This window comes from Halopseudomonas pelagia CL-AP6 (assembly GCF_000410875.1).
GTDB lineage: Bacteria > Pseudomonadota > Gammaproteobacteria > Pseudomonadales > Pseudomonadaceae > Halopseudomonas > Halopseudomonas pelagia.
The window spans coordinates 20,284-36,280 of sequence record NZ_AROI01000027.1; the positions used below are offsets into that span (position 1 = coordinate 20,284).

Consider the following 15,997-nt stretch of genomic DNA (forward strand, 5'->3'; position numbering starts at 1 on the left):
ATCAGGCTGCCGCCTCGTCATCCGGCTTGGGGAAGCTCAGCAGCCGGTCGCGGTAGTATTCGTATTGCTGCTGGCGCAGAGCGATTTCGCGGGGCAGGCCTTCGCTGATGGAGTGGGTCAGGGCGTCGAATTTATCGAGGATGGCAACGATGCGGGCTTGTTCCTCAAGCGATCTTTTAGGATCGTCAGCGTAGGGAACGGGAAACTTAAAGCCCTTAATGATGCTTGAATTAAGATCACCTCTAGCTCCCTGCCCAAGCGCCTTGATGTTTTCATAGTTATAACTTACCCAGTGAAAAACATAGCGATACAACGCCTTCGTACTGTCAATTTCCAAGCAACCGCAGTGCTGGTTAGTCGTTAAAGGTATCTTGTTAATTGCGGACCGACCTGCCGTCGCACCGGATATTGCAACAATCACACAATTTTTCGGTATCCATTTTGCAGATGAGTTTTTCAATGCTGACTGAGTTATTTTTACATCTGTGGTCTCAATATCGGCAAACTTGACTTCTTGGGTTCTCAGCCAAGGAATCTCGCCGCCATCGTAATACTCTGGGTTGCCGGCAGTTGGCGTCCCACCTGAGTACCATTTTTTAGTAACGTCCCCCAACGTCTTCCACTCCACTTTCCCTTCTTCAAAGCTCAACAACTTGTCGCGATAGTAGTGGTATTGTTTTTTGCGGGCGGTAAGCTCGGCGGTAAGCTCGGCGGTATAGGCGGAAAATACGTCCAGAATGCGGACGATTTCGGCCTGGATCTCAAGGGATTTGTTGGGGTTTTCGGGGCAGGGGATTGGGATTCTCACATCCTTCAGCATAGGCTTTGTAAGCTGAGGAATGCCGGCCGGTGGGACTTTGTAACCATTTTCAATGGTTTTCATAAAGTAGTAGCCGTACTTTAAGTTCAATCCAGCCTTCGGTGTTAATGCTAGCAATCGAACTATGGGAAAAAACGGCTTGACCACAAAGTTTGTCCAGCCAATTGTACCTCTGGCGGAAATCGTCAGACTTGGGTTTTGAATTTTTGGTTTCTCAGTCCAGCCATACAGAGCTTTATTGCCAATTCCGTTGGATAAAATCGGAACCTTAAAGCGATCAGTCTCGACTTCAGAAAATGACTCTTTGGGCACATCTCCGCCTGCGAAAATATCAAAGACTGAACCCAGTAGCTTCCACTCCACCTCAACCCCATCCAGCAACCTCTCCATAAAAATCACGCTGCTCATGCCTCCAGCTCCTCACCTTCAATCTCCGCGACAATTGCATCAATTTCAGCGCGCAACTGGTCGATTCGGGCCACTGTGGTTTTAAGCTCGGTATTAAGCTGGATGATATCCACCTGCTCGCGCATGTCCTTGGCTTGTACATAGCTGCTGACCGACAGGTTGTAGTCGTTGGCGGCGACTTCTTCGACCGGCACCGAGCGGGCGAAATGCTCAAGGTTGGCCTTGCTGTCGAAGGCCTGCATGATCTGTTCGATATGCGCATCTGTGAGGAGGTTGTTGTTGGTTTCCTTTTTGAACAGGGCGCTGGCGTCGATGAACTGGGTGGTGGTGTCGGTTTTGTGTTTGCTCAGTACCAGAATGTTCACGGCGATGGTGGTGCCAAAAAACAGGTTGGGTGCCAGTGAGATCACGCTTTCAACGTAATTGTTGTCCACCAGGTATTGGCGGATTTTCTGTTCGGCGCCGCCGCGGTAGAAAATGCCGGGAAAGCATACAATGGCCGCACGACCCTTGCTTGAAAGGTAACTGAGTGCATGCAACACAAAGGCAAAGTCGGCCTTGGACTTGGGCGCCAGCACGCCGGCCGGAGCAAAGCGGTCGTCGTTAATCAGGGTCGGGTCATCCGAGCCGATCCATTTCACCGAATAGGGCGGATTGGAGACGATGGCATCGAAGGGCTTGTCATCGCCAAAGTGTGGCTCTTTTAACGTATCGCCCAGCTGGATATTGAACTTGTCGTAGTTGATGTTGTGCAAAAACATGTTCATCCGCGCCAGGTTGTAGGTGGTGTGGTTGAGTTCCTGCCCGTAGAAGCCGTCTTCGATAATGTGGGCGTCGAAATGTTTTTTCGCTTGCAGCAACAGTGAACCCGAGCCGGCGGCCGGATCGTAGATCTTGTTGACAGTGGTTTGCTTGTGCATGGCGAGCATAGCAATCAGCTTTGACACATGCTGCGGGGTAAAGAACTCGCCGCCAGATTTGCCAGCGTTGGCGGCGTAGTTGGAAATCAGAAATTCGTAGGCATCACCAAACAGTTCGTTTTCATTGTCTTCAAACTGGCCAATCTCCAGTCCGGCCACACCTTTGAGTACGGCGGCCAGACGGGTATTTTTGTCCTTGACGGTATTGCCGAGACGGTTGCTGGTGGTATCAAAATCGGCAAACAGGCCCTTGATGTCGCCCTCGGACGGGTAGCCGTTGGCTGAACGTTCGATAGCGGCGAAGATGGAGGCCAGGTCCGTGTTCAGGAGTTCATTGCTGTGGGCATTTTTTGCCACTGTGGCAAACAGCTGGCTGGGGTAGATGAAGTAGCCCTTGGTCTTGATGGCGTCGTCCTTGATTTCAGGGCTGATGACGCTGTCAGGTAGCTCGGCATAGTCAACGCTTTCGTCACCGGCTTCGATATAACTGGCAAAGTTCTCGCTGATAAAACGGTAGAACAGGGTGCCCAGCACGTACTGCTTGAAGTCCCAGCCGTCCACGGCGCCGCGGACATCGTTGGCAATGGCCCAAATCTGGCGTTGGAGGGCGGCGCGTTGTTGGGTGCTGGTCATGTAAGTCTTGTTCCCTAAGCTGTATGCATTGCAAGGTGTTGGAGGTTTTATGTTCACAGGCATTGTAACCAGCGCTGAGCGTTTGGACAGTCGTCTTTAGCATCCCATCGCACTGTTTACCGCCTAACAGCCTGATTCGAGGGTCTAATTGCGTAAAATCCGCAATTAGCCAGTACACGCGCTGCATACTTCTTGTGATACTGAGATGGTTTCAAACCCGAGGTGACCGTTGAGTCGGTAAGTAAGGTCCCAGCGAGGATCAATTTTAACCGATGAAAACGCCTGGGACGGAAGACGTTGCAAGAAGAGTCTTCATGAGTGAGCGTTGCACTTATGTGTTGAATTCAGGCGGGAATAATTATCGAGACCAGTTAGTAACAGCCGGGTTGCTGGATTGCCACGTAGTTGCCGGAGTGTTCGTTGCTCGCGTTTCGTGAGTCGCATTATGCGACAAGAAGCAGCGAGACGAAGGTGCATTCATGGGAGGATACCAATCAGTCCAGCTGAAGCAGATTCGCATGTAGCGCTTCGGTTTCAGGTTGTTGGTGATCTCTGAGTCTCATTAAGCGACTTCAGTTTAGTCAACCTGGAGTCGGCTTTGATGGGTCAGTATTAATCCTGCGGTGATAGTAGAGCACTCGTATCGATTCAGATTACTGATTAGAGGTAGCCATGCATGCATGGAATAAAAGCTTTGTTTGATGTCAAAAGTAGCCGCTTCGCGAATGGGCGTTGGCAAAATCGCTCGTATTACTCGCGCTTTTTTGGCCATTTCGCACATCACTGAAGTCGGCTCACCTACGTTCGCCACCTTGCTCGTGATGGTGCGAATGTCCACAACGCCCCCATACTCGATTATCGAGTATGGGGCAGAGCAAGGCGTACCCGATGAATCGAGTACGCCTCCGTTGTTTTGACATCAAATCTTAGCCGGAGACGGCGTTGCCGCTCCGAAGTAACGACCTGGCTGTGGTGCGCATCTAGCTGCTGCCAGCCGAGGCGCCATCCTGATAGGCAGGCGAATATAGCTGCTTCAGCCCTAATGGTTGGGCGCGCCACCATTAGGGCGATAGACCATGGCTTCAAACCGACGCTTTCCAGCTGGTTTGACCTTATCTCTAACTTTATCAAGCTGGGCATCCTGCGCGGGCAACACTTTGATAGCGGATGGGTTTCCACGTCTCCTGTCTCCGTAGACAGACACCGAGGTGGTAGATTGATGGCCCATGATATAAGCCACTGCCCTAGCGTCTTGGCCTGAAGCTTTCAAATTGGATCCCACCTGGTGCCTCATCGAGTAAAGCGTTGGTGTCGCACTACGACGAGGCCACAGCTTGACACCTTCGTCGCGAAGCCGATGACGAATTGCGTCCATAGTCTTGCCTGACTCATTCAGGATCATTAAACAGGTTTCGATTATCGATAGCGAACCTGGGTCTTCCACTGCCAAGAGCCGATCAGCACCTCTGGTACCAGCGTGACTTTTCTTGGCACCGAGAATTACAATAATGCCATCTTTAACTGTCAGATTTCGGAGCTCTACAGGTCGTGCTCCTGTGAATTTAATTAATGTTAGCGCGGCCCACTCTTCGTGGTGCTGCTTGTCGAGGAGATGTGCAGAGATCACAGCATAATCCTCATCCGAAAAATATTTTGCCTTTGGCCGCTTCGCCTTTTGCCTCAATGGACTACCTGGCGCGGTGACGGGATTGACTAATTTAAGGATCGACTGCGCCGCTTCTGAATATCCACGCTCAGTTAAATCAAAAGCCAGCGCATTCTTTAGTCTCCGGAAATAAGCAATGCTGAAAGTGGGAGAAAGCTCCTCAAGCCTCCCCATTATTCTTTGGCTGGTCAGTTCCTTACCTTTCATATAGTGAGTAAAAAAGTGCGAGCATAGCTTTCTATAAGCTGTTTTTGTTGATTCTTGCATGTTGTCACCTGTTGTTATTGTTTTATGGTTTAAAGTGAGTTTTATATTTTGTTATTGAATGGCGCTTTGAAAGATGTTAAGTCTCAAATTTTGGCGTGGCTATCTGGATCTGCCGCCAACAAATGAGAAAGCCGTTTCATGAAATAACTTTTGGTCTGCCGCGCTTACGGCGCCCAGCTTGGCTCATGAGAATGAGTCTGTAATTGAGCCAGCTTATGTGACTCATATCGATCTTGTAAGCAAGGCCAAGTTCAAGTTGCTCTAGCATGCATATACTGAGGGGTTTTGAAAGATAATGTTTTTCTGTGATATCTGATGAACCATTGCGGTGACCTAATAAGTAACCGATAGTGCTAGCAGGAATGCCAGAGGCTTCCAAGCGCAGCGCAAACGTGCGCCTGAAACTTTTGAAACTCCAGCCACCATCACGAGTATGTGGACAGTGCTCACCAATATACCCAGCACCGGTACTGGGGCCGCAGAAAAACCGGCTCGGGTTGCGAGAATAGAGGTGGGTTGGATCGTACGACAGTTCAGGAAATAGCAGAGCGTCTTCACCTTCCGCTTGGCGTCGCTCTAGTACGAAGTCCATAAAGCCAATTCCTTTCAAGGCAGAGCAAATGGGTATTTCTCTGCGTGACTGCTCGTTCTTTATTGATTTGTGAAAACCATTATCGTTGATGCTGATCAGGTCAATGCCGTGTTTGTCCTGAACAATGTCGCGGATGCGCAGTTGGCATAGCTCGTTCAAACGACCGCCAGTGAGCAAGGCCAGTGGCATCAGCCAGAAGCGATAAGAATGGGCGTCGTGATCTACCTTTCTAGCAGTCTGGTAAGGCCAGCCAGCAAATAAGGAAGTGAGGTCGGCGTCAGAAAAGGGTTTGGAAACCTGCGATTTCTTGGTCCGCGTTGCGGTGATCCTGATGGGCTTGGAAATCAGGTTGTCGCTGAACGCCTCATTTGCTAAGCGGTTGAACAGGCGATAATAAGTTTCAACGTTGGTCCCTTGGCTCGCAGAATGCTGGTTTTTTCGCAGCATCGCAGGCAGTTCAGCTTTTAAAGTACGTGCAGCCTGCTCGTCCAGTTCACTCACCTTCATCTCAGGTCTGTCACCGGTCAGCGCAGTGGTGAGCTTTCTAAAGCGCGAGGTGATCATCGACTTTGATTTTGCAGAATAAGGTGTTTCCAGCAAAAATCGGTTTAGTACAGTCTCGATATAGGCTGAGAGAAGTGGAGAGTTTTTATTTCTATTGACGGACTCTATAACGGCCGATAAATGCGTCAAAGCAATGTTAAGACTTTCTTCATGTCCTGGTTCGCAAACCAGGCGTAATCCGGTTGAGACCGGTATTGTTATTATAGTATTCACGACAACTCCTAGTGGGTGAGTCATCAGAATACAAGCTTATGTTTGTTTGTAAACTAGACAGCGAGCTGTTTTCGGTTATGTTTTAAATCGGTGGTTTATTGACAAGTTGCCAATATTTACAATACAGGCGAGTTGCTTTCGCCTGTATTGTAAATGTCTGGCTAAATTAATCAGTCGATACTTCTACGCGGTCTCCCTGTCCGAAACACGCCCTGTAGTTTTTGTAGCGCAAGATAGTTTTTGTAATGTATATGTTTGAGCGAGACGCCATAGTCGACTTTATCGATTTCTTCCTTTAGTACCGCAGCTGGATAAACATCACCATAACCGCCGGTGGTTGTCTTGTCGGCGTGGCCGACTAGAGTTTTAACGATCAGCATGTCTAGTTTTTGTCTCCGGAACTGCTGGATAAACGTGTGTCTTAAGCCATGGAATGTGAGGTGGTCATCACCGAGACCGCATAACCCAAGGTATCCTGTGCTACTTGCGCCCACAAACCATTTGGACGCTACATGGCTCGTGGCAAGCGTGGAGGATGTCGTCAGGTTGTCGAACAGTTGCGCAGTTGGGCCTTTAACGGCCGCTCGTCTGCTTTCAACGAACTCAAGAAAGCCCATGCTCAGCAGAGCATGATGCAAGGGGACCAGTCGATCCGACTCCTGTGTTTTGAGCTGCCTGTCGCCTGTGCGGCTGATGTGGATGACCCAAACCTGTTCCTCCATACGCACATCCGCTAGCTGTAATTGGCACAGCTCGGCGAGTCGGCACCCCGTGTAAAGACCGAGTAATGGGAGCCAGAATTTAAAGTCATCCAGCCGCCACTTGGGCGCGGTATCAAGCGTCAGAGAGGGGCCTTTCAAAAGCGCCTCGACCTGTCCTGGACTGTAAGTGCGCTTGCGAGGCGCTTCCGCTCCTTTGATCTTGAATACGAGATTGTGGGCGAGGTCAGTTTTTAGAAGATCGTGGTCGTGCGCGTGGCGGAATACAGCTCTGATGAGCTCGAAAAACTTTTTGGTTGTTCGCGGGTTGAGCGATTCGACAGTTGGATCGTCCATTAGCTGGGCGAGGGGAGCATGTCGCAGCGTCTTTAGCTTGTTCCGGTTTTTTGGATAGCTACGGATGCGTTCGCGTAGTGCGACGATGTCAGCTCTTGTCAGAGTATTGATAGTGCGATGCCCGCCAAGCAGCTCGCACATGGCCTCAAGCCTAGCGTGGACCGAGATACGGGTCCTGGGGTTTCTCCATGCACCCTCTCGAAGCTGTGTCGACTCAAAGTGATCGACCAGTTGAGATACTGTCATGCTGTCCGGGTCCGGCGTTGCCGGACTAACTACAGAAAAGGAGCCACTGACATCAGCCAGCAACTCTTCCAGCTTCTGTCGCTTTTCTTCCGGAAGAATACTGCCCAGCGCGGTCAACAGAGCAATTGCTGCTGGATCGAGCGCATCCTGCTTAGGTTGGAGATCCCGTTGCCTCGAGGTCGAAACCTGAGGCAATGCTTTTACTGGAGGAAGCGCGCTTGTCGTTAGCCTGACAACTTCGCTCATCTCTTCCATGGCCTTTTTATACGCGTCGCTCCCGCATTCGCTATGACAGTGGCGAAGCAGAATGGAATCGAAGCGGTGGCCGAGGCGCATGTATAAAAGATAAGCGAGAATGGGACTGGTGGTCTGGAGCGATAACTCAAAATCAATCTTTTTCGAGCGGCCCGCGCGCATCTGTTCCTGAGCCAGGATAAATTCACCAGATGCCTTTTGTCTGAGGCTGACTTTGTCCAGAACGCGCATCGGGTTGCGCGATGTGTTCATGCTGATATGCATATTGAGCGCAGTCAGTGACTGCGGCAGCCACGAGGGAAGATAGCCTAGGCCTAGCCCTTTGTCAGGTCGGGCATAGCTCAGGTACTCATACAGTGCCATCAGAACAAAAGCGCCATCCCAACTTCCATTGATGGACAGCTGCGGGTCGAGTTGTTCCAGAAGGCTAATTGCCGTGAGAATGTAAGCTGCGGCGTTGTGGGCGGCGTCTTCGTCGGAGGTGCCCAGCGGCCAGTCGAGGCGATGCCAGTCAAACCGGCTGAGCGATTTGAGTTTCGAGCTAGGTTCAAGCATGAAGACGAGCTCACCAGTCTGATAGGTCCTGAATAGGACGGCCTCGTTTTCAGAAAGCTGCGCAAGGCGCTCATTTCCCTTTTTCATGCTCATCCGTGCGAGTTGTGCAGGATGGGGTAAAGTGTCCCAGATTTTTTTGCCGAGCTTCAGGTGCGAGCCGACGGTCTTGTGCAGAAGCTCAAGCATATTGACGAGCTTGTCGATTTCCGCAGGTTCCGGCGTGTGAGGCACTTTATCCAAAGATTTGAGTGACTGGTCCAGGTAGGCACACAGCTGGCGTGCCAATGGTTCATCGCGGCCCAGAGACCAACGTAGTTGGCGCGGAAGTGCCGGGTGCTTGGCAAAGCGTTTGGGGAGGGTGTAATAAAACTGGAAGCCTGCGTCTTCGGAGAAGATCAGGTGAAGCTGTCGTGCTGAGGATTTCCTGCTGTAGGACATGGTGGCATACCTTTGTGAGATCAGAGTGGGACTCTGAGCACACACCTACCACCGGTATTACCACCAACCCCTTGTTTTGCAAGGGATTGGTGTCTTAATTGGTGGGCCGGGGTAATCTGAACAGGGTCATTAATGTACTGATTTTAATAGAATTTGGCGGGTTCAGTTTTCGCTTGGAATACCTTTTGGAATCTGAATCTGTGATTGGCAAGGGGGTGGTGCCTTGTGATGCAGCAATTCTAACCGGGAATTGAACTGAGAACCTTCGTTTGCTTCTTCACATCTCGTTGAATGATACGAAGTTTCTCATTGACCTGTTCATCAAGCTCCTCGATTTCGCCGTCGAATGGCGGTGCGTCACTATCCATTGATGTCTTCCACATCTCTAGCGCGAGAATGTGTGAGCGTAGCTGCTTATGCAGTTCGTCTACCTCTAGGTTCTTTATTTTGAGCTGGTGCTGCAAGCCCAGGTGCTCGTAGGTCCACTGTTCTATTTGTTTTTTGTGCTCGAACATCCATTTTTCTCGAGCTTCTGCCAGGGCTTCAGGGGTATTGATCAGCAATATTGAGACGGTCTCGGATGGGCTTTTTCCAATTTTTCTTGTGAGCTCATCCAGGGCCCTACAGGCTTCTAGGGAGAGGTTGAATCTCTTCTCTTTGTTTTTTTTCTGTGAGCGGCGTTGCCTTAAATTATTCTGTAGACGTGTAATTATTTTGCTGCATTTATTTTTTTGTAGGGCGTTAACCCACGCCTCTACGGTTCTGCGTACATTAGCTTTTTCGGTCAACTGGATGCCTGTATTTTTGATGCAGCTCCACTCCAGATCGTTCGCTCGCCTTTTCAGGTATTCTGTAGCGTAATAGCACTCATTCTCATCCCTAAGCCACTCAATCTGCTCAGTCACTTACTGCTCCTCGACATGCCGGATACCACTGCTTTTCTAGGGATTTAGTTTCCATTGGTTGCTTTTCCAGTATAGCGTTATACATAACGTTATCCATAATGCTATACATAACTGTTTTTATAAAATACCCTATCTGGAAAGGGGATAAGTGGCGATCTATCCATGCTTGAAAAATTGATAGGAATTAATGCTGAAATTTTAAGCGCAAACGAAAAGCTCGTATTACTTGTTTTTTTTGCAAATTTTGAGAAGCGCTGGACCGGTGCAATGACGCTTGCTTCCCTCGCCGAGCAATTGGGTCTGAGGGCGAGGTTAGTGGCTTCAGCGATGCCTTTGCTACTGGACGCAGGGTTCATAAAAGCGAGAACGTGTTATGGGTCATTTGGTAGGCCGTTGCGTGAATTCGCTGTCAACGAAGTAAAGCTTCGTGCGTTACCCGAAGCCAGAAAGCTTCGTCGGGAAAGCATTATTTCTTCCGGTTTATTCCTTCAGTCCCCCACGATCAAGGCTTCAAGATTGAATTGGTCCCATCAGCTGCAATCGTTAGATGCTGATGAGTACTCATCTGAAAGCGGTGAAGTCGGGTCCTCGATTTCACCTAAGGTTCGGCGAATGATTGAGGGTCGGAAAGGATATTTAGATGCTTCTGATGTATTGCTGCTCGCGTTGCTGCTCGCTGTGTCTGACCAGATGGGAGTGGTAAAGGGATGGAGCTTTAGGCAGATCGCTGCTGCCATTGGGGTGACGCAGCTAGCAGTCAAGGGCCGGCTGAAAAAGCTGGTGAGACATCGGGTTCTTCGTCGTGTGATTCCCGGTGTGGCAGCCCCAATTTTTCAACGTAAACTTGAGAGCGTCATTCTGCTCAATACGAATCACCCGTTATTCTCATCCACTGGGCGTAGGGTATCAGCGGTCATCAACCGCCTTATCGGCAGTGAGGCCGAATGGGGTTTTGTTGCTAGCCTTTTGATAGATTCTAGAAGTAATAATCCCCTCTATTACGGTCGGGAGGTGATGCTATTGCGAACCCTTCCTTTTCATGCATTCGAGCAGTTGGAATTCATGTTGATCGAGCTTGCGAGCAAAGGGTTCGAGTGTGCGTTAGCCGAGGGGAAGATTGATCGTGCTTCACTCGAGGTTGATGCGAAAGCGGATATCGCGCGCGTTATGCGGGGTTATGACGATGGATCACTACGTTCTGACTTGGTCTCGGAGTTGATAGAGGGTCTGGCTTTTCTCGTTTACCTGCTGGTACAGGAGCTGGATGGTCGGATTAGGCCTCTGCTTGCTGAGCTAGGGGCGCGAGATAAGGTCCTAATGCTACCGGGCAATATGGCCCAAGGTTATGAGTATATTGGAGTTCTCGTATTTCCAGCTTTAGAGCCTCGAGGTTTCGCGGTTGAAGGCTATGGAGCTTGGGAAGGGGTTGTTCTGAATGAGCAAAATATTTCACTAACTGCTCTTGAGAAGGCAGGGCTTGCGGCCAAGGTATAGTCTTCCTCGTTTTTTTTTACTACCGCCAGAGATCCTCTGAGCCTTACAGAGGAGCCCGCTCATGAGAATAATCCGTTTGAAAGAAGTAATCGATTCGACCGGCCTGGCACGGTCGACCATCTACAAATATATCTCGGAAGAGACCTTTCCCAAGCCTGTATCCCTAGGGGATCGCTGCGTCGGCTGGGTCGATAGTGAGGTCCACGATTGGATCCTGGCCAGGATCGAGGAACGTGATCTAGCTATGGCAGCTACACGGCCAAGCAACCATTTCAGCGTCGCCAAATAAACTTTACCGCTGCTCAGGAGGGCGGCTCTGATCTCAGCTAACTCTCCCAGTGCTCGGTGCGAAAAATCACTCGACAGGCTTGGCAATGTTGCTCCCCATTGCCCGGCCTGATCGGGAGGTCCTGAGGCAGGTAGGGCTGCATCTATTGATATAGCAATTAACTATCTACTCTAGCTATCCAATAGTCGCAGTCACTATTCATCACTACTAACTACCACCAGAGGGAAAGAAGACAAGTAAAAAAAAATACATCACGTACCTGATATGCACCGACAACCTACCAGGTACTGAACCATGAACAACCGCAAGCTAAACATTCATCTCTCCCAATCTGAGATAGCCCTGAAGATCGAATCACTCGTCAAGGCTATAGAGCGCAGCGATACACCTGCATTCAGGATCACGCATAACCGATCTGGCTATGAGCGTCTCCATAACACCAGAATCTCCCGCTACTGCACCCACGTGCAGCAGATGTACAACCTGTTCGATGATCGTGTGCACTATGACTACAGCGAGCAGTTACAAGCGTTCCGGGTTGCCTGGGAAGAAATCGGTCTTGAACCATCACCTGCTGGTCCTATCTGCCTGAATGACAGGGGTTCATACTGGCTCAGTCATCCAGAAAGCATGAACGTCCTCACTGAGCGGATCCGTGAGTTGACTCGTCAGCGTTGGTATAAGCGCAGGGCTGGGGATCGAGCCTATGAGGCTCGCAAGCAGGAGAGGGAAATCACCGCATACACGGATGCTGTGATGAGTATTTATTCCCGCACTATGGTCATCAGACTGAACCTCTACTACCGCCCTGAAGCTCAGGTCAGGCAGCGAGTCGAGCACGTCTTTAACCATCTAGATGTCTTGATCTCCAAGCACAGCCGCCATCCGATCTTTGAGCGCCTTGTCGGATACATTTATGCAGTGGAGCAGGGAGACCGCAATGACGGGAGGGGTTACCACATCCATGCAGCCTACTTCTTCAATGGCAATCACGTGGGCCGGGATGTCTTGAAGGCGATTGAGATTAGCGAGTTGTGGGAGGCGATCACGCGTGGTCAAGGTTATGCTCACAGCTGTAACCATAACAAGGAGGGGTATGGCAACAAGTGCGGTATTGGCCGGTTCCAGAGGGACAATCAGTCGGTAAGGCCTAATGTCCACGAAGCGATGAAGTACCTGGTAAAGGACGGCCAGCACCTGCGCTTGAGGCCTGTGGGAGCACGTTGCCTGCGTAAGGGCGCGCTGGGGCGTTTTCGTCGGGGGTAATGGAGCCTCAGATACGGAGCAGCTCACACAACAGGGTAGGTTGCTAAGCTTATGGCTTAGATGGTCAAGGACAAACAGCAGCCTCTGAGTGTCAAGCTAGCTGGTGCAAGGGCACTACTACGCACTGGCTGTATTCGCTAGATTCAAGCCCGTACGGTCCACAATTGATCCAGCCGAGTGGTGTAGCTAGGGCTGAGTAATTGCCGTTGCATACCCCACTCAGGCGTTGCAGGGAGGCGGGCAGGTTTCAGCGTGTTCTTTCCCCAGCGCTGGTTGATCTGATCCATTGTCTGCATCAAGCGGTCTGATGTCGCTGCCTGAGTAGGGGCAAACAGGTCTGGGGTGTATTGATCGCGCTGGCATAGCCCTAGCAACATGACAGAGGCCTTGGCATACGCAGGGCCTTCCCGGTAAATGTGTTCCAGGCCTTGCATAGCCCCCTGGATCAATAGCCGAGAGTCGTCGGTGGGGTAGGGTAAATGGACCTGTAGACTGCGCGAGAAACGCTCCTCGTTGGGGTTGAAAAGCCCTGTTCGAATGCCAACCTGGATTACTTTGCACAGTGACTGCTGACCACGGAGTTTTTCGGCAGCTCGCGTGGTGTATGAGGCTACCGCTTGTTGCAGCCCCTTTAGGTCATAGACGCGCTGGCCAAAGGCACGACTACTGCAGATTTCCTGTTTCGCCGGTGCCTCAGGCTCCATATCCAGGCAACTGATGCCCCTTAACTCACGGGCTGTTTTCTCCATCACTACACTGAAGCGTTTGCGCAGCAATGCAGGGTCGGCATTCGAAAGCTCCCAGGCTGTTTTGATGCTCATGGCCTGTAGATGCTCATTCATGCGTCGACCAACGCCCCAGACCTCACCAACGGGCATGACCTTCAGCAGTTTGTCTCTGCGTTCTGGATCGCGGATATCCACCACACCCCCGGTCTGGCGCTGCCAGCGCTTGGCGGCTGCATTGGCCAGCTTTGCCAGGGTTTTGGTGCTGGCAATGCCAACACCCACGGGAATACCAGTTATTTGCAGCACGTCAGCCCGCAATGAGTAACCCAGTTGATCCAACGGCTCGGGAAGCCCGGTCATGTCGGCAAAGGCCTCATCAATCGAATACACCTCAACCAGCGGGAGGCGGCTTTCCAGGGTAGTCATCACCCGCTCACTCATGTCGCCATACAGTGCATAGTTGCTGCTGAAAGCCAAGATGCCGTGCTGACCTAGCTGATCCTTGATCTTGAAGTAAGGCTCGCCCATTTTGATGAACGGCTTAGCCTCTGCACTGCGAGCGATCACGCAGCCATCGTTGTTGCTCAGTACGACAATGGGCGTCTTTGCCAGGTCAGGGCGAAATACGCGCTCGCAGCTGGCATAGAAGCTGTTGCAGTCGATCAAGGCAAAGCTTTTGGGTGCCATGCTCATTTCTCGCAGGGCAGGTGCCAGCGAATACTGTTACGCACAACACCCCAGATCTGAAGTTCATCGCCTTCCAGCACATGCAAGGGCGCAAATTGTGGATTTTCAGGTTGCAAGATCAATTGCTGACCGCGCCGAATCAAGCGTTTGACGAATACCTCGCCGTTGACAGCGGCAACGACAATATCCCCATGTCCGGCTGTAAGAGCTCGGCTGACTACTAAAATATCGCCATCGTGAATGCCCGCGCCGGTCATGCTGTCCCCACGAACGCGTACCAGGTAGGTATGGGGAGCGTGCACATCGAGCAGCTGATCGAGCGAGATCTTCTGTTCCATGTGATCCAGTGCTGCATTCCCATATGAACTCATTCCGCCCATATCTTGTCAGCGCTCGATAGAAATAGAGGCGCTGCCGAGTTCCTCCAGCGCCAAGTTGATGTAGTCGCTGAGGAGGACGCTCAGTTCAGTAGGACTTCTGCCGTGGCTGAGTTCGAGAGCAACATCCTTAAGATTGGACTGTAGGGATTCGACGGCAAGCTTTGCTTTAATCAGGTCCAAGGTGCTTCCAAACCTCGCCACTTCCTCGCAAGCTGCAGGCCGCACCAATTCCTTAACTCCCTTCCGGACAAAACAGTTCACACGAGTTCTCAGACCTGGTACGGATCCTGTTACCTCCAAAAGGTCACGTCCTGCAGTACCTCGAGGCCCAGCCGCATCACCTCCAAGAGTCACATCGCCGGCACCGCGTCCGGCAGGTCCTGTGGCCCTGGGTGACGCTAGGCGGCGGCGACGGAAACCCGGCCTGGCGTTGTAGAGTGGCTGTCAGCGCCGATCACAATCTGTACATCGAGCCCGAGCCGCGTCAGGCATTCGAGCATCATGGCTTCACTGATGCCTCGAAATTGGCCCCGAAGCATCTTGGATACCTTGGACTGAGGCATGCCAAGCACTTCTGCCGCTTGGCCCTGTTTCCATTTGTGGGTCTTGATTATTTCGCCGATCTGGGAGGCCAGTTGGGCCTTTACCTGCATTTCATCAGCATTAGGAATGCCGAGGTCGGCATAAACATTGGCCGTCCTGACTCTGTTTATGAAAGTGTGTCCGGGTTTTAATCAACAACAAGGCCAGCTTCATTGGCAGACTGTTCCAGCCGCTGCTCAGCAACAGCGATACCTTTACGAATGGCCTCTGCGGAGGCGGAATCCTCGAAGCCAGCCAACGCTCGGCGCCAGTAACCGATCGCCTGTTCATAGCGGCCATCGTCGAAAGCCTCAACCCCCAGCATGCCCAACACTGTCGGCTGACGCGGATCCTTATCGAGTGTTTCATCTACCAGCGCCTGAACTTCATAGGTCAGGCTGCCTCCGGCCACATAGAATTTCAACTGAGCCAGTTGGGCCAGAAGATCGGCTCGGCGGCCTTCCAGTTCGATCAATCGCTCCAGGGCGCGAATCGACCGATCTGGCTGACTGACCTTCTGGTACAGCGGAAACAACAAAGCCCAGACCTTGGGATTATCCGGCTGACTCTCGGCCTGCTCTTCGAGCCGGACAATCAGGTTCTCCGGTGAGGCACCGGGAGAGTTAAGAACCTCCTGCACCACGGCATACAGAGCCAGATCGCCATTGGCGCCCACCCATCGATAGCCGGTTACGGTGGCGGCAATCAATGCCGTTATCACCAGAGGGATTACAAAACGTCCTGCCAGCGGGTTCCTGAGAGGCACGCGACGACGGGCCTCGGTGTCCTCCAGAAGATTGCGTTCAAGCTCGTGACGGCTTTCTTCAAAGCGTGCGACGTCAACCTCGCCGCGCTCGCAGGCGCTTTCCAGTGCCGCAAGCCGACGCTCATACACGGCCAGATTCTGCTCCTCCGCGCGGTCATCCGTTTCAAACCCTTGCTGCCAGTCATGGATCGCCCTTGCTCGCCGTAACGGTAGACTCAGGAACCACAGCGCTATAAGCAACAGTGTGCCGATACTTAACCAGAGCATA

14 protein-coding genes are annotated in these 15,997 nt (G+C 51.6%); 3 read left to right on the forward strand and 11 right to left on the reverse strand.

The genetic code is table 11. The features are described 5' to 3' along the window. Position 1 precedes the first annotated feature (1 nt). The 6 genes from K787_RS0118255 to K787_RS0118280 all read right to left on the reverse strand — a co-directional run bounded on the left by K787_RS0118255 (position 2) and on the right by K787_RS0118280 (position 9,537). Positions 2-1,228 (reverse strand): restriction endonuclease subunit S, encoded by a 1,227-nt coding sequence (locus tag K787_RS0118255; RefSeq protein WP_022964262.1) that lies wholly within the window; start codon positions 1,226-1,228, stop codon positions 2-4. After that, complete coding sequence (locus K787_RS0118260; RefSeq protein WP_022964263.1) at positions 1,225-2,781, reverse strand: type I restriction-modification system subunit M; 1,557 nt, start codon at positions 2,779-2,781, stop codon at positions 1,225-1,227. Before K787_RS0118260 ends, K787_RS0118255 begins: the two co-directional genes overlap by 4 nt. Positions 2,782-3,820: 1,039 nt before the next feature. Continuing rightward, the gene (locus tag K787_RS23660) at positions 3,821-4,714 is read right to left on the reverse strand and encodes a site-specific integrase (protein ID WP_022964264.1); all 894 of its coding nucleotides are present in this window, start codon (positions 4,712-4,714) and stop codon (positions 3,821-3,823) included. Between the two features lie 136 nt (positions 4,715-4,850). After that, positions 4,851-6,083, reverse strand: a complete 1,233-nt coding sequence (locus K787_RS0118270) for a tyrosine-type recombinase/integrase (protein ID WP_028615081.1) — start codon at positions 6,081-6,083, stop codon at positions 4,851-4,853. A gap of 170 nt (positions 6,084-6,253) precedes the next feature. Continuing rightward, positions 6,254-8,632 (reverse strand): site-specific integrase, encoded by a 2,379-nt coding sequence (locus tag K787_RS23665; RefSeq protein ID WP_022964266.1) that lies wholly within the window; start codon positions 8,630-8,632, stop codon positions 6,254-6,256. Between the two features lie 239 nt (positions 8,633-8,871). Beyond that, entirely contained in the window at positions 8,872-9,537 is a 666-nt protein-coding gene (locus tag K787_RS0118280) for a hypothetical protein (RefSeq protein WP_022964267.1), read from the reverse strand. A 162-nt stretch (positions 9,538-9,699) separates the two neighbouring features. Between K787_RS0118280 and K787_RS0118285 the strand changes: the two genes are divergently transcribed. The 3 genes from K787_RS0118285 to K787_RS0118295 all read left to right on the forward strand — a co-directional run bounded on the left by K787_RS0118285 (position 9,700) and on the right by K787_RS0118295 (position 12,586). After that, positions 9,700-11,031, forward strand: coding sequence for a hypothetical protein (locus tag K787_RS0118285; RefSeq protein ID WP_022964268.1), 1,332 nt, complete (start codon positions 9,700-9,702; stop codon positions 11,029-11,031). A 61-nt stretch (positions 11,032-11,092) separates the two neighbouring features. Further along, positions 11,093-11,320, forward strand: a complete 228-nt coding sequence (locus K787_RS0118290) for a helix-turn-helix transcriptional regulator (protein ID WP_022964269.1) — start codon at positions 11,093-11,095, stop codon at positions 11,318-11,320. Positions 11,321-11,614: 294 nt separating this feature from the next. Next, on the forward strand, positions 11,615-12,586 hold the full coding sequence (locus tag K787_RS0118295; RefSeq protein WP_022964270.1) for a YagK/YfjJ domain-containing protein: 972 nt from the start codon (positions 11,615-11,617) through the stop codon (positions 12,584-12,586). Positions 12,587-12,729: 143 nt separating this feature from the next. Here K787_RS0118295 and umuC read toward each other — a convergent pair whose 3' ends face one another. The 5 genes from umuC to ccmI all read right to left on the reverse strand — a co-directional run bounded on the left by umuC (position 12,730) and on the right by ccmI (position 15,996). After that, on the reverse strand, positions 12,730-14,007 hold the full coding sequence (umuC, locus tag K787_RS0118300; protein ID WP_022964271.1) for a translesion error-prone DNA polymerase V subunit UmuC: 1,278 nt from the start codon (positions 14,005-14,007) through the stop codon (positions 12,730-12,732). Beyond that, positions 14,004-14,381, reverse strand: a complete 378-nt coding sequence (locus K787_RS23670) for a LexA family protein (RefSeq protein WP_084672172.1) — start codon at positions 14,379-14,381, stop codon at positions 14,004-14,006. The genes umuC and K787_RS23670 overlap by 4 nt, the downstream gene beginning before the upstream one ends. A 6-nt stretch (positions 14,382-14,387) precedes the next feature. Continuing rightward, positions 14,388-14,561: a hypothetical protein gene (locus K787_RS25240; RefSeq protein ID WP_158611315.1), complete on the reverse strand. Its 174-nt coding sequence runs from the start codon at positions 14,559-14,561 to the stop codon at positions 14,388-14,390. 218 nt (positions 14,562-14,779) lie between these two features. Continuing rightward, positions 14,780-15,094, reverse strand: a complete 315-nt coding sequence (locus tag K787_RS24855) for a helix-turn-helix domain-containing protein (RefSeq protein WP_084672174.1) — start codon at positions 15,092-15,094, stop codon at positions 14,780-14,782. Positions 15,095-15,111: 17 nt separating this feature from the next. Next, on the reverse strand, positions 15,112-15,996 hold the full coding sequence (gene ccmI / locus K787_RS0118320; protein ID WP_201765124.1) for a c-type cytochrome biogenesis protein CcmI: 885 nt from the start codon (positions 15,994-15,996) through the stop codon (positions 15,112-15,114). Between the last annotated feature and the right edge of the window lies 1 nt (position 15,997).